The sequence below is a fragment of the Leisingera aquaemixtae genome, assembly GCF_006740765.1.
In the GTDB taxonomy this organism is placed as follows: Bacteria; Pseudomonadota; Alphaproteobacteria; order Rhodobacterales; family Rhodobacteraceae; genus Leisingera; species Leisingera aquaemixtae.
The window spans coordinates 1,464,432-1,483,631 of the sequence record NZ_CP041159.1 but is presented as its reverse complement, the minus strand read 5'-3'; the positions used below and the strand labels follow the sequence as shown (position 1 = coordinate 1,483,631).

General features: G+C 63.6%; 20 protein-coding genes and 1 tRNA gene. 8 read left to right on the top strand and 13 right to left on the bottom strand.

All coding sequences use genetic code 11. The features are described 5' to 3' along the window. Nucleotides 1-68: 68 nt before the first annotated feature. From R2C4_RS08885 to R2C4_RS08855, 7 genes are all read right to left on the bottom strand, one after another. The gene (locus tag R2C4_RS08885) at nt 69-1,334 is read right to left on the bottom strand and encodes a glutamate-5-semialdehyde dehydrogenase (RefSeq protein WP_141890352.1); all 1,266 of its coding nucleotides are present in this window, start codon (nt 1,332-1,334) and stop codon (nt 69-71) included. A gap of 75 nt (nt 1,335-1,409) precedes the next feature. Next, nucleotides 1,410-2,516 carry a glutamate 5-kinase gene (gene proB / locus R2C4_RS08880; RefSeq protein WP_141890351.1) on the bottom strand — a complete coding sequence of 369 codons (1,107 nt, stop codon included), beginning with the start codon at nt 2,514-2,516 and terminating at the stop codon, nt 1,410-1,412. Further along, nucleotides 2,504-3,538: a GTPase ObgE gene (gene obgE / locus R2C4_RS08875; RefSeq protein ID WP_027243945.1), complete on the bottom strand. Its 1,035-nt coding sequence runs from the start codon at nt 3,536-3,538 to the stop codon at nt 2,504-2,506. The genes proB and obgE overlap by 13 nt, the downstream gene beginning before the upstream one ends. Nucleotides 3,539-3,659: 121 nt before the next feature. Then, entirely contained in the window at nt 3,660-4,196 is a 537-nt protein-coding gene (locus R2C4_RS08870; RefSeq protein WP_141890350.1) for a GNAT family N-acetyltransferase, read from the bottom strand. A 284-nt stretch (nt 4,197-4,480) separates the two neighbouring features. Beyond that, nucleotides 4,481-4,750, bottom strand: a complete 270-nt coding sequence (rpmA, locus tag R2C4_RS08865) for a 50S ribosomal protein L27 (RefSeq protein WP_008553710.1) — start codon at nt 4,748-4,750, stop codon at nt 4,481-4,483. An 11-nt stretch (nt 4,751-4,761) separates the two neighbouring features. Continuing rightward, nucleotides 4,762-5,316: a 50S ribosomal protein L21 gene (rplU, locus tag R2C4_RS08860; RefSeq protein ID WP_058286935.1), complete on the bottom strand. Its 555-nt coding sequence runs from the start codon at nt 5,314-5,316 to the stop codon at nt 4,762-4,764. Nucleotides 5,317-5,518: 202 nt separating this feature from the next. Beyond that, on the bottom strand, nt 5,519-6,370 hold the full coding sequence (locus R2C4_RS08855) for a DUF2059 domain-containing protein (protein WP_141890349.1): 852 nt from the start codon (nt 6,368-6,370) through the stop codon (nt 5,519-5,521). Nucleotides 6,371-6,489: 119 nt separating this feature from the next. Here R2C4_RS08855 and R2C4_RS08850 point away from each other — a divergent pair. Beyond that, a tRNA-Ser gene (locus R2C4_RS08850) sits at nt 6,490-6,579 on the top strand. 205 nt (nt 6,580-6,784) lie between these two features. Here the strand turns inward: R2C4_RS08850 and R2C4_RS08845 are convergent. Genes R2C4_RS08845 through R2C4_RS08835 form a run of 3 tightly spaced genes read right to left on the bottom strand, consistent with a single transcriptional unit; the run spans nt 6,785 to nt 9,106 of the window. Beyond that, a complete protein-coding gene (locus tag R2C4_RS08845) occupies nt 6,785-7,846 on the bottom strand; it encodes a methyltetrahydrofolate cobalamin methyltransferase (RefSeq protein ID WP_141890348.1) in 1,062 nt (353 codons plus the stop codon). Between the two features lie 9 nt (nt 7,847-7,855). Then, a complete protein-coding gene (locus tag R2C4_RS08840; protein ID WP_058286932.1) occupies nt 7,856-8,782 on the bottom strand; it encodes a methylenetetrahydrofolate reductase in 927 nt (308 codons plus the stop codon). A 27-nt stretch (nt 8,783-8,809) separates the two neighbouring features. Beyond that, nucleotides 8,810-9,106 carry a virulence factor gene (locus tag R2C4_RS08835; RefSeq protein ID WP_141890347.1) on the bottom strand — a complete coding sequence of 99 codons (297 nt, stop codon included), beginning with the start codon at nt 9,104-9,106 and terminating at the stop codon, nt 8,810-8,812. A 284-nt stretch (nt 9,107-9,390) separates the two neighbouring features. Here R2C4_RS08835 and R2C4_RS08830 point away from each other — a divergent pair, with 284 nt between their 5' ends. Genes R2C4_RS08830 through R2C4_RS08820 form a run of 3 tightly spaced genes read left to right on the top strand, consistent with a single transcriptional unit; the run spans nt 9,391 to nt 11,683 of the window. Next, nucleotides 9,391-10,503: a Ppx/GppA phosphatase family protein gene (locus tag R2C4_RS08830; RefSeq protein ID WP_058286930.1), complete on the top strand. Its 1,113-nt coding sequence runs from the start codon at nt 9,391-9,393 to the stop codon at nt 10,501-10,503. Between the two features lie 30 nt (nt 10,504-10,533). Beyond that, nucleotides 10,534-10,914 (top strand): hypothetical protein, encoded by a 381-nt coding sequence (locus R2C4_RS08825; protein ID WP_141890346.1) that lies wholly within the window; start codon nt 10,534-10,536, stop codon nt 10,912-10,914. A gap of 52 nt (nt 10,915-10,966) precedes the next feature. After that, nucleotides 10,967-11,683: an RlmE family RNA methyltransferase gene (locus tag R2C4_RS08820; protein ID WP_141890345.1), complete on the top strand. Its 717-nt coding sequence runs from the start codon at nt 10,967-10,969 to the stop codon at nt 11,681-11,683. 6 nt (nt 11,684-11,689) lie between these two features. On the opposite strand, the gene R2C4_RS08815 is transcribed toward R2C4_RS08820, so the two are convergent. Together R2C4_RS08815 and R2C4_RS08810 are read right to left on the bottom strand one after the other, a co-directional pair. Continuing rightward, complete coding sequence (locus R2C4_RS08815; protein WP_141890344.1) at nt 11,690-11,878, bottom strand: hypothetical protein; 189 nt, start codon at nt 11,876-11,878, stop codon at nt 11,690-11,692. A gap of 130 nt (nt 11,879-12,008) precedes the next feature. Then, nucleotides 12,009-12,875 (bottom strand): YihY/virulence factor BrkB family protein, encoded by an 867-nt coding sequence (locus R2C4_RS08810; RefSeq protein WP_008553667.1) that lies wholly within the window; start codon nt 12,873-12,875, stop codon nt 12,009-12,011. 146 nt (nt 12,876-13,021) lie between these two features. On the opposite strand from R2C4_RS08810, the gene cls reads away from it, so the two are divergent. Further along, entirely contained in the window at nt 13,022-14,437 is a 1,416-nt protein-coding gene (cls, locus tag R2C4_RS08805; RefSeq protein WP_141890343.1) for a cardiolipin synthase, read from the top strand. On the opposite strand, the gene R2C4_RS08800 is transcribed toward cls, so the two are convergent. Beyond that, complete coding sequence (locus R2C4_RS08800) at nt 14,434-14,883, bottom strand: potassium channel family protein (RefSeq protein WP_058286925.1); 450 nt, start codon at nt 14,881-14,883, stop codon at nt 14,434-14,436. The genes cls and R2C4_RS08800 overlap by 4 nt on opposite strands. Before the next feature lie 204 nt (nt 14,884-15,087). On the opposite strand from R2C4_RS08800, the gene R2C4_RS08795 reads away from it, so the two are divergent. From R2C4_RS08795 to R2C4_RS08785, 3 genes are read left to right on the top strand one after another with little or no spacing between them, the layout of a single operon-like run. Beyond that, nucleotides 15,088-15,744: an ABC transporter ATP-binding protein gene (locus R2C4_RS08795; RefSeq protein ID WP_141890342.1), complete on the top strand. Its 657-nt coding sequence runs from the start codon at nt 15,088-15,090 to the stop codon at nt 15,742-15,744. Continuing rightward, on the top strand, nt 15,741-18,158 hold the full coding sequence (locus tag R2C4_RS08790; protein WP_141890341.1) for an ABC transporter permease: 2,418 nt from the start codon (nt 15,741-15,743) through the stop codon (nt 18,156-18,158). The genes R2C4_RS08795 and R2C4_RS08790 overlap by 4 nt, the downstream gene beginning before the upstream one ends. Next, nucleotides 18,148-19,197, top strand: coding sequence for a lipocalin-like domain-containing protein (locus R2C4_RS08785; RefSeq protein ID WP_141890340.1), 1,050 nt, complete (start codon nt 18,148-18,150; stop codon nt 19,195-19,197). The genes R2C4_RS08790 and R2C4_RS08785 overlap by 11 nt, the downstream gene beginning before the upstream one ends. Nucleotides 19,198-19,200 lie beyond the last annotated feature (3 nt).

The following is a 19,200-nucleotide window of genomic DNA, read 5'->3' as shown; positions in this document are numbered from 1 at the left end:
CTGACCGGGCGGCACCTTCACAAAGAAACGCCGGGTCTTGCGCCCGGCGTTTTGCGTTTTCAGCGGTGTCAGGCGCGGGTCGTGCCGTTGCCGCGCACCAGGTATTTGAAACTGGTGAGCTGCGCCGCGCCCACCGGACCGCGGGCGTGCATCTTGCCGGTGGCAATGCCGATCTCTGCCCCCATGCCGAACTCGCCGCCGTCGGCAAACTGGGTCGAGGCATTGTGCATCAGGATGGCGCTGTCCAGCTCGGCAAAGAACTTCTGAACTGCGGCCTCGTCCTCGGTGATGATGCAGTCGGTGTGCTGGGAGTGATGCGTGCGGATGTGCTGGATGGCGTCATCAATGCCCGCTACCTGCTTGGCAGCGATGATGGAATCCAGATACTCCTTGCCCCAGTCATCCGCCGTTGCGGCGGTCATGCCGTCCGGTCCGGGCAGCCCTTCCCCGGCGCGGATTTCCACGCCGGCAGCGGCCAGCGCTTCCAAAACCGCCTTGCCCAGCGTCGGCGCAATGTCCTGGTGGATCAGCAGGCATTCGGCGGCGCCGCAGATACCCGTGCGCCGCGTCTTGGCGTTCACCACCACGTCCAGCGCCTTTTGAGGGTCGGCGGCTTTGTCGAGGTAAATGTGCACGATGCCTTCGAGGTGGGCAAAAACCGGCACCCGGGCCTCGCGCTGGACAAGCCCGACCAGGCCCTTGCCGCCGCGGGGCACGATGACATCGACATAGTCTGTCATGGTCAGCAGCTCCTGCACCGCCGCGCGGTCGCGGGTCGGCACCAGCTGCACGGCGTCCTCGGGCAGGCCTGCGGATTTCAGGCCCTCTGCCAGGCAGGCATGGATGGCCTGAGACGAGTGGAAGCTTTCGGAGCCGCCGCGCAGGATGACCGCATTGCCCGATTTGAGGCACAGCGCGCCGGCATCGGCGGTCACATTGGGGCGGCTTTCATAGATCACGCCGATCACCCCCAGCGGGGTGCGCACGCGCTGGATTTTCAGGCCGGAGGGCTGCTCCCATTCCTCCATCACCTCGCCAACCGGATCACGCTGCCCGGCCACCGCACGCAGGCCGTCGACGATGCCCTGGATCCGGGCCTCGTCCAGCATCAGCCGGTCCATCATCGCGTCCGTCAGGCCCTTGCCACGGCCGAACTCCAGATCCTTGGCATTTGCCGCGATGATCTCCGCCCGGCGGCTCCAGACCGCGTCTGCAGCGGCGGTCAGGGCCGCCTCTTTGCGATCAGCGCTGGCTGTCGCCAGGATTTGCGCCGCTTGCTTTGCACGTTTGCCAAGCTCCGCCATCACGGCGGGAATATTCTCGTTGTCTTTCATGTGTCTCGCGCCTTTGCCGGTCCCTGTCTGGCACTTCCGTGCTTGCCGGCTGGAATACCCTATCAGGTTGTCTGATCAAAGCGCCATATCATCGCGGTGAATCAGCGCAGCGCGGGCGGGATAGCCCAGCGTGGCCTCGATATCATGCGAGCGGCGCCCCTGAATGGCGCGGGCCTCGTCGGCGGTGTAGCGCGACAGCCCCTGCCCCAGTTTGCGCCCGTCTGGGCCGAGGATGGCCAGCGGATCGCCGCGGCCAAAGTCACCCTCCACATGACGGACGCCTGCGGGCAGCAGGCTGTTGCCGGACATCAGCGCGCGGGCGGCGCCCTCGTCGATGGTCAGGACGCCACGCGTCTTCATCGCGCTGATCCAGCGTTTGCGCGCAGTTTGCGGATCGCCCTGCCCGGTGAACCAGGTGCAAGCGGCGCCATCTTCGAGATTTTTCAAAGGGTTCAGAGGCGAACCTTCGGTGATCGCCATCTCACATCCCGCCGCTGTCGCCATTTTCGCAGCCAGCAGTTTTGTGATCATCCCACCCTTGGACAGGCCGGAGACACCATCGCCCGCCATCGCCTCGATCTCGGGCGTTATCTCGTCAATCCGGTCATAGCGTTTGGCATCCGGGTCCAGCGCCGGGTTGGCGCTGTAAAAGCCATCAACATCGGACAGCAGGATCAGGCAGTCGGCCCCGACCGTCACCGCCACCTGCGCGGCCAGGCGGTCATTGTCGCCATAGCGGATTTCGTCGGTTGCGATGGTGTCGTTTTCGTTGACGATCGGCACCGCGCCCATGCTCAGCAGCGTTTCCAGCGTCGCGCGGGAGTTCAGGTAGCGGCGGCGGTTTTCGCTGTCTTCCAGCGTCACCAGAACCTGCGCAGTGGTGATCCGGTGCGGCGCCAGCGCCTCCTCATAGGCGCGGGCCAGGCGGATCTGGCCAACGGCGGCGGCGGCCTGGGATTTCTCCAGCGGCAGATCTGCGCGGGGCAGCCCCAGCACGCCCCTGCCCAGGGCGATGGAGCCGGAGGAAACCAGCACCACATCGGTGCCGCGGGATTTCAGCCAGGCGACGTCATTGGCCAGCGAATGCAGCCAGCCGGCCCGCAGCTCGCCGGTGCCCCGGTCGACCAGCAGCGCCGAGCCGATCTTGACGACGATCCGTTTTGCCGAGGTCAGGGCTGCCAAGGCTGTTCCTCCTCGGCGGGCTTCATCCGCACGCGGTCATCGTCGATTTCGGCCCGCACGGCGCGCAGCACCTCGTTGAGGCCTTCGCGGCTGACGCCGGACATCATCATCACCGGCCCGCCCACGGCGGCCTCCAGCGCGGCGCGTTTCTCCTCCCGCTCTTCGGGGTCGAGCGCGTCGACCTTGTTCAGCGCGGTGATGCGGGGTTTGGTGGCAAGCTCGCCGCCATAGGCCTCAAGTTCGCCGATGATGGTTTCGTAGTCTTCGACCACCGTTTCCGACGTGCCGTCGACTAAATGCAGCAGCACCGCACAGCGTTCGACATGGCCCAGGAAGCGGTCGCCAATGCCGCGGCCCTCATGCGCGCCTTCGATCAGGCCGGGGATGTCCGCCACCACAAATTCGGTGTTGTCGATGCCCACCACGCCCAAGTTCGGGTGCAGGGTGGTAAAGGGGTAGTCGGCGATTTTGGGCCGCGCGTTCGAGGTCGCCGCCAGGAAGGTGGATTTGCCCGCGTTCGGCAGACCCAGAAGACCCGCATCTGCAATCAGCTTGAGCCGCAGCCAGATGGTGCGGTCTACGCCCTCCTGCCCCGGGTTGGCGCGGCGCGGCGCCTGGTTGGTGGAAGATTTGAAATGCAGGTTGCCAAAGCCGCCGTTGCCGCCCTTGGCCAGCAGCACCCGCTGGCCCGGTTCGGTCAGGTCGGCCAGCACGGTTTCCTGATCCTCGTCGAGGATCTCGGTCCCCACCGGAACCCGCAGGATGATGTCGTCGCCGTCCTTGCCGGTGCGCTGGCGGCCCATGCCGGACTGGCCGTTCTTGGCAAAGAAATGCTGCTGATAGCGGAAGTCGATCAGGGTGTTCAGCCCCTCGGTGACCTCGGCCCAGACAGAGCCGCCCTTGCCGCCGTCGCCGCCGTCGGGGCCGCCGAATTCGATGTACTTCTCACGCCGGAAGCTGACGCAGCCGTTCCCGCCGGCGCCCGAACGGATGTAGACTTTTGCCAGATCGAGGAATTTCATGACAGCTCCTTAATGCGGCAGGATCTTGCGGCCTGCCCGCGCAGTACAAGTGTCCCGCCAAGGCGCGGAGCTTTGACGGGAGTGTTTCGTTTGCCTTACCGCAAAGCGCGCGCCGCGCCAATCACAGTTTTCGGCTGTAGGTCCAGGTTGGAACAGTGGCGTCACGCGCGACAGAAAAGCTTTCGGCGTCGCCCAGGTAGTCAAAACCGCAATGGAGCAGCACCCGCGCAGAGGCCGGGTTGTCCTGGAACACGCAGGCAAACATCGCCGCGTTGTTTTGCGGATTTGCATCGACCAGCGCCTTGAGCGCCGCAGAGGCAAGCCCGGTATTCCAAAACGGCGGTGCGGTCCAGTACGACACTTCAGACTGGTTGCGGTCCATCCGTTTCAGGCCGATCACGCCCTTCAGCTCGGCATCGCCATCGGCGGTGCCATCAATCACCCAGACGTCCTCGTCCCGCTCATCCGCCATGGCACGCGCCACAAAAGCCTCTGCCGCGCCCGGCGGCAGCGGGTGCGGGATCGACCGGGTCATGCGGGCAACGCGCTCGTCGCTGACGTAATGCTCAATCAGCCCGGCATCAGATTTCCGCACCGGGCGCAGAATGAAACGTTCGGTTTCAATGACCTGCTGGCACACGATTTGATCCAGATTCATGGATGTGCTCCTCCTCTGCCGTATTTTTGCGGGCTCACAAGGCCCTCATTATTGTGGCGGCCAAAATCAGATGTGCACGCCCTGCCCCTGCGGCAAGGCACGCGCTGTTCAAATTGCGCAAAACTTCCCGTTGGCCGGGCGTGAACACCCGGGAGCCGCGGCGCTGCGCTGGGGGGCTTGGCCTGTGCTGGGAAAATCATCATACACTCGCATACTCAAAAACAGAAAGAGGGACCGGCCTTATAGCCGATCCCCCTAAAGATTTCTTTACCCTTCGGGTCGGCTTACTCAGCGGCCTCCGCCACTGGGAGAACCGATACAAAGGTGCGGCCTTTCAGGCCTTTGCGGAAGCTTACAGCACCGTCAGCAGTGGCAAACAGAGTGTGGTCTTTGCCCATGCCCACGCCTTCGCCGGCCCAGAATTTGGTGCCGCGCTGACGCACGATGATGTTGCCTGCGATGGCCGCCTGGCCACCGAAGAGTTTCACGCCAAGGCGGCGACCAGCAGAGTCGCGGCCGTTACGGGAGGAACCGCCAGCTTTTTTATGTGCCATTCTCTCTCTCCTTAGCCTTTGGCCAGCTCTTTGGCCTGCTCAACCCACTCGGGCTTCACTTTGACTGCTTCGATACCAGCAATGTCGTCTTCGGACAAGGCTGCGATCTGGGCAAAGCTGGTGAAGCCTGCTTCTGCCAGTTTCTTGGCAGCTGCGGGGCCGACGCCGGTCAGCTGGGTCAGGTCGTCCGAGGCAGCAGCGTCAGCAGCCGGGGCAGCTTTGGCAGCAGCTTTCGGAGCGGATTTGGTTGCACCCGATGCCAGGATCTCGGTGATCCGGACCAGGGTCAGTTTCTGACGGTGGCCTTTGGTGCGCTTGGAGGAGTGCTTCCGGCGGCGCTTCACAAAGTTGATCAGCTTATCGCCTTTGATCTGGTCGATCACTTCTGCCTTCACGGCAGCGCCTTCCACCAGCGGAGCGCCCACAACGGGTGCGTCGCCGCCAAGCATCAGAATTTCGTCGAACTGGATGGTGTCGCCAGCATCTGCAGCAAGTTTTTCAACGCGGAGCACGTCGCCCGCCTGAACCTTGTACTGCTTGCCGCCAGTCTTGAGGACCGCAAACATGTGCGTCTTTCCTTTTCTTACCGCGTCCTACGGCCCCCTTGCGGGCGTTCCGGCTGATGCCGCCTCGAACAGCGCGCCCCTGTGCGGGGCGGATTACAAGTAAATCCCGGCACACGGATTCCGGGCCGGGATGCGGGCTTATGGTTTGGAAAGCCGGGGCTGTCAACCGTTTTTCCACAGGCGGCATCAACGGTTTGCCGGGTCAGATATCCTGCCCCGGTGTCAGCTCGGCCATGCGGTGCGCCAGCTCCTCAAAGCGGTTGGCGGTGATTTCATACTGCACCGCATTCAACAGCTCGTAAACCCGCTGCATCGGCGCCTCCTCCAGCGCCTCGACATAGGCCTGGACCTCAGCGTCGGTGAATTCCTGATAGGTATAGGCAGAGGCCGCCAGGCTGGAGGCCTGCAGGCTGAGGCGCAAGTCGCCTTCCTGCTCCTTCATCAGCGCCCGCAGGCCGTCGGCGTCCAGCTCCAGCTCAATCACGCCCGCGGCGGCTGCGGCCATCAGAAAGCGGAACTGGATCTGCTGCAGCGCCCGCACGCCGGTGCCGGCCGCATCAATGGCCGATCCCATCCGCTGGTACATGGCGACGCGCTCGCTGCCCTCCTTCACCAGACCGGAAATGATCCGGTTGCCGGCCAGCTGCTTCACCTCGTCATCCTCAATCAGATGAGAGGCGTTTTCCGCCCGCACCAGCCGCTTGCCCAGATCGCTGGCATAAAAGGCTGAGGCGTGATCCAGCGCCTCGTCATCCAGCGTGTTCTCCAGAATCTCCACGGCAAGCCCGCGCATTTCGCGGGTGTCGAACACGTCTTGCGACAAGTCGGTCCACTGGCTGCCGAAGGCGCCGGTGTCAAAGCCCAGCATTTCCGGCGCGCTGGAGGCGGAGAGCGCAATGCTGTCGAGCGCCACATCAAATCCGGTCACTTCCAGAAACGCCTCCACCCGTTCGCGGTCTGCGGCCCGGGCCGCCAGCGGCACGGCGGCGATGGCGAAACACAGCACGGCGAGGACACGGACAAACACAGCGGGGGTTTGGGCGATCATCTGCATAGGGCAAATCTAGGCAAAAACCTTTGGCTGGCAACGGATACCCGGCTTTTTTTGTCAAAGGCGCATTTCGCCCCTTGCGCCAGTCCGGAATCAACATTAAACCGCGCCTCACCCCCCGCGGAGAGGTGCCGGAGTGGTCGAACGGGGCGGTCTCGAAAACCGTTGTGGGTGCAAGCCCACCCAGGGTTCGAATCCCTGTCTCTCCGCCACTTTCCCTTACAGACCGCTTCCCGGACAAGACGAACGGCGTGCGTCAAAATGACGAGCCGCCTTCGGGTTTGGCTGGTTGGCTGTGCTTTCCTCTGTCCGGACGGCCTGCAGCCATCCACCCAAAGAGAGCGCCACAACCTACTGGCATCAAACGAAAAAGGCCGGACATTTCTGCCCGGCCTTATGTGTTTCAAGCTGCGCGGATCAGGCGCGGCGGCGGCGTCCGCCGGCGCGGCCGCCACGGCCGCGCCCTTCTTCGCCTTCGGCAGCCGGCGGCTTGTTGAACTTGATCCACTCCCCGCCGTGCGGGTCGTTGTTGGTCAGGAAGTTGGCCGCGCGGATGGCTTCCATTTCCTTACCGGCGCGCGGCTTGGTGGAGCCCAGGCCGAACATGGTGACAAATGCCTCATCGTCCATCCCTTCCGGCAGGATGATGCCGGCCGCTTCGACCATGGCCTTCTTCTCGGCAATGGCCTTTTGGGTCACCGGCAGTGCCACCGGGTTCATGATCGCGGAGGTCATGCCCGCGCCCATGGCCATCGGCAAGAAGGCGTTGTTGATGCCATGACGGTTCGGCAGGCCGAAGGAGATGTTGGACGCACCGCAAGTGGTGTTCACGCCCAGTTCCTCGCGCAGGCGGCGGACCAGGGCAAACACCTGAAGGCCGGCGGTCGCCATTGCGCCAACCGGCATCACCAGCGGGTCGACCACGATGTCATGCGCCGGGATGCCGAAATCGGCAGCGCGCTCAACGATCTTCTTGGCGACGGCAAAGCGCACATCGGGATCTTCCGAAATGCCGGTGTCGTCGTTGGAGATTGCTACAACCGGGACATTATACTTTTTGACCAGCGGCAAGATCTGCTCCAGACGCTCTTCTTCGCCAGTGACGGAGTTCAGCAGCGGACGGCCTTCGCAGACCTCCAGGCCGGCTTCCAGCGCGCCCGGCACCGAAGAGTCGATGCACAGCGGAACATCAACCAGCCCCTGCACCAGTTCGATGATTTTCCTCATCAGCGGCGGCTCGGTCTCGTTCGGGTTCGGATTGGAGTTGTAGACCACACCCGCATTGATATCGAGAACGGTTGCCCCGGCCAGAACCTGTGCCACAGCGTCCTTCTCGACGGTGGAGAAATCGCCGGCTTCCAGCTCGGCCGCCAGTTTCTTGCGGCCGGTCGGGTTGATGCGCTCCCCGATCACGCAGAACGGCTCATCAAAGCCCAGGATCGCGGTTTTGGTTTTTGATTCTACGACTGTACGGGTCATTGTTGATCCTTAGGAGTTGACCGGCTTCGCCGAGGCGCCGCCGTTGTTGATGGCCCAGGTGGCATTGGTCTTGATGCCGCCCAGCGGGAAGAAATGGACGTTGGTGATGTTGAAATCCGGGTTCTCGGCCTTGTAGGCGGCCAGTTCGGCAACGACATCGTTCGGCTCGTAGGGCAGCAGCAGCTTGGAGACGTCCATCGCGCGTTTCTGCAGCACCTTCAGCGACGGGCCAACACCGCAAGCAATAGCGAATTTGATCAGGGTCTGCAGCTTGGCCGGGCCCGCGATGCCGATGTGGATCGGCAGGTCGACGCCCGCAGCCTTCAGGCCGTTTGCCCATTCGATGATCGGCTTGGCCTCAAACGCGAACTGGGTGGCCAGTGCCATTTTGGCGTCGGTGCGCTCAGAGAATTTCTGTTTCCACTGAAGCGCTTCGGAGACGTTTTTGGTAGAGCCATCCGGGTCGATATCCTTGTTGCCTTCCGGGTGGCCGGCAACGTGCAGGCTGGTGAAGCCCGCCTTGTCGAACAGGCCGGTTTCCAGCAACTGCATGGAGCTGTGGAAGTCGCCATGCGGTTTGGCAACACCGCCGGCCAGCATCAGCGCCTGCTTGACGTCCGCCTCGCCCTGGTAGCGGGCGATCCAGTCGGCCAGGGTGGCCTCGTCCTTGATGATCCGCGCCGGGAAGTGCGGCATCACCGGGAAGCCTTCGGCGTTCAGGCGCTTGGCGGTGGCGACCATATCCTCGATCGGGGTGCCTTCGATGTGCGCGATATAAACGCGGGTGCCGGCCGGCAGCAGGTCGCGGAAGTTCTCGACCTTTTCCGCGGTGCGCGGCATGACTTCGATCGAGTAGTCCTGCAGGAAGGCTTCGACCTGCGGGTTGACGGTCTGGGCAGCGCCAGTGTCACGTTTCTTAAAGTTCAGCAAAGCCATCACGGCCTCCCAAGAGTGGTCTGCGGGTCAAGCCCATCCGTCATTTGCAATCAGCGCCTTCAGGCGGTCCTGATCATACTCAGCTTCCAGGCGTCTGGCCTCGGCTTCGGCAACATCGGCTGCCTCGCCGTCGGCGGAAAACGGGGCTGCCTTGCGCCACTCGGCAAGATAGGCGTCCGCGTCCTTGGCGTTCACCTTCATGGCCGCACGGTCGATGGCCTGCTCGAACCGCTCTTCGAGCTGGCGCTTGGCGCCGCCGCGGCCCTTGCCAACGATGACCTGCGCAGGAATGTCGCGCCAGTAAACGATCGTAACGTCGGGCATGCCCTGATTTCCTCCTAACCTGGATAGACCACGTTCTAGAGCGGCGGCGCTCGGCAAGTTGGTCGAATTTCGACAACACGATGGGATTGAGCGACGTTTTGCTGTTGCGACCCTAGCTTTGTGCACCTTCGAATGCCACAGCGGTGTACCGCCAAAATATTCATATGGATTATGAGGAACCCGCTAGGCAGCGGAAATTGCTTCGCTTCTGGCGGCTGGAGCTTGCGCCGCCGCAGCTGCGCACCTATTGTCACAGTTAACACGATAATCGGAGGGCGTGAATCATGGCGCCCAGGCGCTCGAAAGGTGCGGGCGCGTTTCCCCAAGCGGTTGAAACCCCTGCACCGGCCCGTCCCGATCCAGATGCGCTTTATGCTGCATTGGATTTGGGAACAAACAGCTGCCGTATGCTGATTGCCCAGCCCAAGGGCAGCGGCATACATGTGGTGGACAGCTTCTCCAAGTCGGTGCAACTGGGCGCCGGGCTGGAGCGGACCGGACGGCTGTCGCGGTCCTCGATGGCGCGCACCATCCAGGCGCTGCGCATCTGTCAGCAAAAGCTCAAGCGCAACAGGGTCCGGCGGATGCGGCTGGTCGCGACCGAGGCTTGCCGCCGGGCCAAGAACGCCCGCGACTTCATTCGTCAGGTCAAGCGCGAGACCGGGCTGACGCTGGAAATCATCCAGCCGGAGGAGGAGGCGCGGCTGGCGGTCATCTCCTGCGCGCCGCTGGTTTCGACCAAGACGGAACAGCTGCTGGTGGTCGATATCGGTGGCGGCTCGACGGAACTGGTGTGGATCGACATTTCCTCCGTCCCGCGGCGCGACCGCCCGTCGGCGATCATGCGGCTGCACAACGGCTTCCAGCTGAGCGAAAGCCCCTTCCCCGCTGCCAAGGTTGTGGATTGGATTTCCGTGCCGCTGGGGGTCGCCACTTTGCGCGATCAGTTCAACGATGTGGAGGATGACGCCGCCCGCTTTGCACTGATGAGCTGGTTCTTTGAGGAGAACCTGGCGGATTTCGCCCCCTACAAGAATGAGCAGGCGCGCGCAGGGTTTCAGATCGTCGGCACCTCCGGCACCGTGACCACAGTGGCCGCGTCGCACCTGGGGCTTAAGCGGTATGACCGCACCAAGGTGGACGGGCTGCGGATGACCAGCGATCAGATTGACAAGGTGATCCGGGGGTATCTGGAACTCGGGCCCCAGGGCCGCCGCCGCGACCCCCGCATCGGCGAGGACCGGCAGGCGCTGATCATGTCCGGATCCGCGATCCTGCAGGCGTTGCTGCGCTGCTGGCCGACCGACCGGCTGTCGGTTGCGGACCGCGGCCTGCGCGAAGGCCTGCTCTATGCGCAGATGAGCGCGGATGGCGTTCTGGAGGACGGCCCCTACTGACAGATCAGAAGCATCCGGAAGGTTCCATGCATGTATACGGTCATTGCCATAGCTTACCGGCTAAGCACCGTCTCAGTAACGGTTTCTGCACTGGAGGCAGCGGGGTTCAAGGTATTTTGCCCCTGGATCAACACCATGGCGCTGCTGCCCCATTACAGCCTGGCATTCGGCGGGGTTCCGGTCAGTGTTCCGGCCGAAGATGCAGCGGAGGCCTCTGCGTTTCTCAGCGCAATTCACTGCGGGCATCTAAGCCCTTTGGAAACGGACGACTGCGAAGCTCATCCGCCGCCCGCCGTGCCAATGAACAACAGCCTTTGGAACAAGGCTGCAAACCTTTTAGGATATGTGCTGTTCGGCATATCCGCTCCCTGGGCTGAGCTTGCGCTATCCGGGGAAAAAGCATCGCCTTGATCCGGCGGGTGCAAGAGGTTATCTGCAGCCCTTACTTTCGGAGAAAACACTCATGGCAAAGACCCCCACTGGTAAAAACACATCCGGCCGCGGCCAGCGGGATCTGAAGGTCAAGGTGAAGACCGCCCGCGGCCGCAAGCTCAGCTCGACCCGCTGGCTGCAGCGGCAGCTGAATGACCCCTATGTCAGACGGGCGCAGGCCGAGGGGTATCGCGGTCGTGCCGCTTACAAGATCATGGAGCTGGACGACAAGTACCGGTTCCTGGTGAATGGTGCGCGTGTTGTCGACCTGGGCTGCGCGCCCGGCGGCTGGGCCCAGGTTGCGGTCAAGCGCATCAACGCGCTGGGGGAAAAGCCGGGCAAGGCCGTGGGCCGCATCATCGGTGTGGACCTGCAGGAGGTGGAGCCGCTGGCCGGGGCCGAATTCCATCAGCTTGATTTCATGGATGAAGGCGCCGACGACAAGGTCAAGGAATGGCTGAGCGGCAAGGCCGATGTGGTGATGTCGGACATGGCGGCGGCCAGTTCAGGCCATAAGCAGACCGACCATTTGCGGATTATCTCGCTGTGCGAAGCCGCGGCCTATTTCGCCTTTGACGTGCTGGAAGAGGGCGGCACCTTTGTGGCCAAGGTTCTGGCGGGCGGCGCCGAGGGAGAGCTTCAGAAGCTGCTGAAGCAGAAGTTCACCAAGGTGATGAACATGAAGCCGCCCTCCTCGCGGTCGGACAGCTCCGAGAAATTCGTCGTCGCCATGGGGTTCCGCGGCTAAGCGGCCTCAGACCGGCCGGTTGTGCGGGGTTGTCAGCGACCGGCTGGCCAGGGTGCGCAGCAGGATTGCCTCCGCACCGTCGTCATCGGTCAGCCTGGACACCCGCAGCTTGCGGCTGACATGGCTGGCCATCTCGCGCTGGCGCATCAGTTCGAACAGCCGCATGTGGCGCAGTTTGTTTTGCAGTTTTGCCATGATTCCCCCTTCTAGTTCCGCTGCTTTCATGCAGGTTTAGACAGGGATTAGGCCGCAACCGGGGCTCAATTGTGGCAAAGCCTGCCTTATTGTTGCAAATACGGAAACAGTTGCGCGAAAGCCGCAGCCGTCATGTCCGGCCCATGCTGTCGGCCATGTCGCTTAAGGCGCCGTTGAATTCTGCGCCCAGGATCAGGATTGCGGAATTCAGATAGAGGAATATCATCGCCGCCATCGCCCCGGCAAGCCCGGCATATGTGGCGGAGTACCGGGCGAACGAGCCGACGTAGACAGCAAACCCGCTGGCGCAGGCCAGCCACAGAAGCAGGGTCAGAACCGCCCCCGGCAAAATCCGCCGGAACCGGTGGATCCGTCCCGGCAGCAGGATGTGAAACGCCAGCACCGCGCCAATGGGCAGCGCCAGCGCCAGAAGGCCGCTCAGCCCCTGCTCCCATCCCTGCGGAACGCTGGCAAACGGCAGCAGCTTGGTGATGTGGCGCACGTAAAGCGGCAGAAACACCTCGAAGAAAGCCACCGCCAGAATGCCCGCCCCGCCCATGATGACCAGCCCGATGCACAGCGCGCGGGCGCGCCAGAACGGCCGGGTGTCGGTATCGTGGTAGGCCTGCACCATCGCCACCCGCACCGCATCGACCCCGTTGGAGGCAAAATACAGCGCAAACAGGCCGCCCAGGGTCACAAGCTGGGTGTTGGACGTCTGCAGCACCGACTTCAGCTCGGTCAGAATCGGCCGCGCCACGGCGTCGGGCCAGACGCTGAACACCTGCTCGGTCATCAGGTCCATTTCCACCTCTTGCGACAGCAGGCTGGCTACGGTGCCGGCCAGCGCAACCGTAAAAAGAACAAACGGGAACAGCGCCAGCATCATTGACATGGCGATGTGGCTGCTCATGACCCAGCCGTTCTTCCGGTTGAACCGGCGGGCGGCGGTCAGAAGCGCTGCGGGCCAGCGGCTCAGAGGGGGCAGGATCGGCATGCAGGCAAGGTTCCACAGCCGCCCGCAAATATCCAGTATCAATGGCCCTTTATGCGGTTTTAGCGTTGCGTGTAGCATAACCGCCTATGGTGTGCGGACGATGCGCATATTAGGTAAGTGCAAAGGTGCAAATTCGAGGCTGCGGAATGTTCTGGTTTATTGTCAGCACGGGCGCGATCGCCGCAACCTGGACGGCGGCCGGACTGGCTGCGCTCAGCGCGGCCCGCACGGCCCGCACGCCCCAGGGGGCAATCGGCTGGGTTGTGTTCCTGCTGTCCGCCCCGGTCATTGCCCTGCCCGCCTATGTCATCTTCGGGCATCACAGGTTCAGAGGCTACTGGAAGGCCCGACGCCGCGCGGAACAGGCGGTGATTGCCACCCGCAATTATACCAGCGCCCATTCCGAGGACGCGCAGGAACTGCCGGTCAACACCAGCCCGTTTGAAGCAATTGCCGGCACGAACGTGTGCCGCGGTAATGGCATGACGCTGCTGATTGACGGCAAGGAAACCTTCAACGCCATCTTTGAGGCTATTGAAAATGCACAGGAATACATACTTGTGCAGTACTACATTCTGCATGCGGACGATCTGGGCCTGGCGCTGCAGAAGCGTCTGATCTCTGCGGCACACCGCGGCGTGACCATCTGGCTGATGACCGACAGCATCGGCAGCCGCAAGCTGCCGCGCGCCTACACCAGCGCGCTGGAGGACGCCGGTGTCAACCTCATCGACCCGGCAGTTCAGCGCGGTCCCTGGCACCGGCTGCGGATCAATTTCCGCAACCACCGGAAAACCGTCGTCGTGGATGGCCGCATCGGGTTTACCGGCGGCCTGAACGTCGGGGATGAGTATATGGGGCTGGACCCCGCCGCCGGCCCGTGGCGCGACACGCATGTGCGGCTGACCGGTCCGGTGGTTCAGCAGCTTCAGCTGTCATTTGCCGAGGACTGGCACTGGCGCACCCAGGAACCTATTCTGGACCTGCTGAACTGGGAAGCCGAAGCTTCACCGCAGGACCGCCCGGCGCTGATTGCCGCCACCGGGCCTGGCGACACCACTGGCAACGGCTCGATGTTGTATTTCTCCGCCATTTCCGCCGCGCAGGACCGCGTTTGGCTGGCCTCGCCCTATTTTGTGCCGGATCAGGATGTGTTTGCCGTTCTGAAGCACGCGGCGCTGCGCGGGCTTGATGTGCGGATCCTGCTGCCGGAATACGCTGATCACGTGCTGCCCTGGCTGGCCGCCTTTGCCTATTTCGATGAGCTTCGCGACGCTGGCGTCCGCATCCTGCGCTATCAAGGCGGCTTTATGCATCAGAAATGTTTCGTCATTGACGACACGATCTCCGCGGTTGGCACCGCTAACCTCGACAACCGCTCGTTCCGGCTGAACTTTGAGACGATGGCGCTGTTTTTCGACCGCGCCTCTGCCGGGGAAATTGCAGAGATGCTGCAGCAGGATTTTCAGCGCGCCACGGAGCTCAGCCTGCCGCTGGACCAGCAAAAGCTGAGTATCCGGCTGCTGGCCCCGGTGGCCCGGCTGCTGGCGCCGGTGCTTTAATCCTTGCCGTCATATGACTGGCCGTTCAGGGAAAACAGGCGTCCCATGGCGCTGACCAGGAAGGCGGTGCTGATGCCGAACCCGAACAGCCCGGTCACGGCGGCGAACGCCGCGAAAATCCGCAGCGCCGGCCCCAGCACCACATCGCCGTAACCCAGCGTGGTATAGGTCGCGAGCGAGAAGTAGACCGAGGTGTTCCAGTCCCCGATCGCGCCAACCAGAACAAAGGCCGAGGACCAGATCCACACCTGCGCGGTATGGCCGCCGAGAATGATGAAAATCGCGGCCACCAGCATCAGGCCGATCTGCCACCGGCGGTAGGGTTTGGAGAACCGGGCCGACAGCTTGTTCAGCACCGACGCGCACCAGACCAGAACCATAATTTCCAGGATCAGGCAAAAGCTCAGGTAGATTGAGCCCCACAGCAGCTGGTTCCACAGTGTCATTCCGGCCCTCGTGTTCGTCGGCGTGTTTGTCGGCAGCCTGGCCTCACCTGGCCGTGCAATTGGCTTTCGTTCTTAAACACTTCCATCAAGGATCGCCAGCCGCGGGAGCCCGTCCTTGTCTTTGTGCCGCACTGGACTTCCCCCGGCCAGCGGTATTGAGTGCAGTTGCAGGAAAGGACGGCCAAACGCCGGAGGTGCCGCAGGATGGTTCTGAAAATCCGCAACGTGACCAAGTCTTATCCCGGCCAGACCGCAGACGATGCGGTTCTGCGCGGCGTCTCGCTGGACCTGGCAGCGGGCACCAGCCTGGCGCTGACCGGGGACAGCGGGTCCGGCAAAAGCACCCTTTTGCACCTGGCGGGGGCGCTGGACCATTTCGACAGCGGTGAAATTGAAATCGGGACCACCAAGCTTTCCCGGCTGGGCGACGGCCAGCGCGCGGCGCTGCGCAGGCAAGAGGTTTCCCTGGTTTTCCAGCAGTTTAATTTGATCCCCTCCCTGACGGTCCGGCAAAACATCGCGCTGCACGCGCGGCTTGGCGGCCGCTGGGACGCGGTGTGGGGGCAGCAGCTGGCGGACAGACTTGGCCTGTCCGGGCTGCTTGACCGCTACCCGGAGCAGCTGTCGGGCGGTCAGCAGCAGAGGGTTGCGATCGGCCGCGCACTTGCCCTGCGCCCCAAACTGCTGCTGGCAGATGAGCCGACCGGCAACTTGGATGAAACAGCCAGCGCAGCGGTGATGGAGCTGATGCTGGAGCTGGTGCGGGAAAGCGGTGCCGCGCTGTTTCTGGTCACCCATTCCTCCGCGATTGCACAGATGCTGGACCGCCAACTGCACTTGAAGCACGGCAAGGCCGCATGACCCGCGCCGCGGCGGCAGCCATCCTGTCCCATTGGCGGCGCCACCCGTTGCAGCTGGCAACACTGATTGTCGGGCTGGCGCTCGCCACCGGCCTGTGGTCGGCGGTGCAGGCGATCAACGGCGAGGCGCGCGCCAGCTATGCCCGCGCCGCAGAGCAGCTGGGCACCTCCGGGGCGGACCGGCTGGTGCCTGCCAGCGGCAGCATCGCGCTGTCCCGCTATGCCGCCCTGCGGCGGGCAGGCTGGACGCTGGCACCGGTGCTGGAAGGCACTGTCAGGTTTGGCCGGCAAAGCTTTGATATCATGGGAATTGACTTGCTTGGTCATCCGCTGGTGGCCGATCTGGCAAACGCCGCGGAACAAGACGGCGCGTCACCGCTGGACGCGCTGCTGCCGCCGGGCCGTTTTTTCGCGCATCCGGACACCGCAGCGGAGCTTGCTGCTGTCCAGCAGCAGCACCCGGTCACCCGCACCAGCGCCTTGCCCCGCGGGGTGCTGGTCGCCGACCTGAGCCTGGCCAGCCGCCTGCTGAGGCAGCCCGGCACGCTAAGCTATCTGCTTATCCTGCCCGGCCAGACCCCGGACCTCGCACCGCTGGCAGAGCTTGCCCCGGAGCTGACCCGCGTTGCCGCCAAAAGCGCGGCAGCGGATACGGCGCGGCTGACGGACAGTTTCCACCTTAACCTGACAGCTTTTGGCCTGCTGTCCTTTGCCGTCGGGCTTTTCATCGTACAGGGCGCCATCACGCTCAGCCTGGAGCAGCGCCGGGGCCTGATCCGCACCCTGCGCGGTCTGGGCGTGCCGATGCAGCTTCTGGCCGGCCTGTTTGCCGCGGAACTGGCGGCGGTTGCGGTGATCGCCGGCGCAGCGGGACTGGCAGGCGGCTATCTGGTTGCGGCGGCGCTTTTGCCGGATGTCAGCGCCACGCTCGCCGGGCTGTACGGGGCACCGGTCGATGGCAGCCTGTCGCTGCGTCCGGGCTGGGTTCTGTCCGGTCTGGCAATGGCGCTTGGCGGCACCTTCCTGGCCGGGGCAAAAGCGCTTTTTGCACTGTGGCGGATGCCACTGCTGGCGGCCCCTGCGACGCGCGCCCGCGGGCAGCAGGCTGGCCGGTCGCATCTTCTGTCTGCCGCCGGCGGCATCGCCTGCATCCTGGCTGGAACCGCTGTTATTTCGATTTTCCAAGGACTTGTTGCCGGGTTTGTCTTCCTTGGCGGCCTGATGCTGGGGGCGGCTTTGCTGCTGCCGTTGCTGATTTCCACGGGCCTGCGGCTGGGGGCGCGGCTGGCCCGGCGTCCCTATGCGGAATGGCTGTGGGCCGACACCCGCGCGCAACTGCCGGGCATGTCGCTTGCCCTGATGGCGCTGCTGCTGGCGCTCGCGACAAATATCGGCGTCGGAACAATGGTTTCCAGCTTCAGGCTCACCTTCGTGGGCTGGCTGGATCAGCGCCTGGCATCGGAGGTTTATGTCACCGCCCGCTCCGACGCCCAAGGTGCAGAGCTTGCCCAATGGCTGGGCAGCAAGGGGGTTACGGTGCTGCCCATCCGCAGCAGTGATGTGCGGTTTAAGGGTGCGCCGCTGCGGATTTATGGCGTGGCGGATGATGCGACCTACCGCCAGCACTGGCCGCTGCTGGACGCCCTGCCGCAGGTCTGGGACCGGGTGGCTGCCGGAGAAGCGGTGCTGATCAACGAACAGCTTTCCCGCCGCTATGATCTGTCGCCCGGCGGCAGCGTCCAGCTGGAGCCGGGCTGGGTTCTGGCCATTGGCGGGATCTATTCCGACTACGGCAACCCCAACGGCCAGGCGATTGTTGCGCTTGACCAGCTGCTGGCCCGCGCGCCCGATGTGCCCAACCGGCAATTTGGCCTGCGGTTGCCGCCGCAGGACGTTCCGGATCTCATCAAATCAATCCGGCAGAGGTTTGAAATCCCAAGGGAAAACATCATTGACCAGGCCAGTCTCAAGGCGCGTTCGCTGGCGGTTTTCGACCGGACGTTTGTCATAACCGCGGCGCTGAATCTGCTGACGCTCGGGGTGGCGGCCTTTGCCATGCTGACCAGCCTGCTGACCTTGTGGAGCCAGCGCCTGCCGCAGCTGGCACCGGTCTGGGCGATGGGACTTAGCCGCCGGCAGCTGGCCGTAACCGAGGTGCTGCGCAGCCTTATGCTGGCCGCCATCACCGCTGTGCTGGCGCTGCCGCTGGGGCTGGTTCTGGCCTGGGCGCTGCTGGCAGTGATCAATGTCGAAGCTTTTGGCTGGAAGCTTCCGATGCATGTGTTTCCGGGCGACTGGCTGCGGCTGTTCCTGCTGGCGCTGCTGGCCGCCGTGGTGGCCGCCGCCCTGCCCGCGCGCCGGCTCAGCCGCCTGGATCCGGCCGAATTGCTCAAGGTGTTTGCCAATGAACGTTAGACCTGTCCTCGCTTTGGTTTTCACCGCATGGGCCTCGTCCACTCTGGCGCAGGGGTTCGCGGGTCTGGGCAGCGACGCGGAAGGCTTTGCCATGCCGCAGCGCGGCCAGCGGTTGTCCTTCCCGCAGGATCACGGCCCGCACCCGGATTTCCGCATTGAATGGTGGTACTTGACCGCCAACCTTGAAGGGGCGGACGGGCGGGACTATGGCATCCAATGGACGCTGTTCCGCTCGGCCCTTGCCCCGGGCGAAGGAGACGGCTGGCAAAGCCCGCAGGTCTGGATGGCCCATGCGGCGGTGACCGCATCCGATCAGCATCTGTTTGCCGAAAGCATCGCCCGCGGCGGCATCGGCCAGGCGGGCGTGACATCGCAGCCCTTTATGGCCTGGATCGACAACTGGCAGATGGCATCGGCCCAAGATAACCTGGAAAATCTGACGCTTACCGCTGCGGGTGAAAGTTTTTCCTATGATCTGCTGCTCAGCGCGGACGGACCATTAGTGCTGCATGGAGAGAATGGGTATTCCGTCAAATCCGCCGGCGGCCAGGCCAGCTATTACTACTCCCAGCCGCATTACCAAGTCAGCGGCACAGTCACGCTGCCCGGCGGCGCGGTTGAGGTCACGGGGCACGGCTGGCTTGACCGGGAATGGTCCAGCCAGCCTCTGGCTGAGGATCAAAGCGGCTGGGACTGGTTCTCGCTCAGCTTTGAAAGCGACGCCAAGCTGATGGGGTTTGTCCTGCGGGCGGAAAGCGGAGATTTCACCTCTGGCACCTGGATTTCCGCCGACGGCACGGCGGAGCCGCTGGAGCCTGGGGCTTTTCAGGCCGATCCCTTGGATTACACCATGGTGGAGGGCCGCAGCATCCCGACACGCTGGCGCGCCGCCCTGCCCGGCAAAGGCGTTTCAGTCGAGGTTGAGGCGCTGAACCCGCAAAGCTGGATGGGCACCTCGTTTCCGTATTGGGAGGGGCCTGTCACTGTCACCGGCAGCCACAGCGGCACGGGCTATCTTGAGATGACCGGCTACGAATAAGGG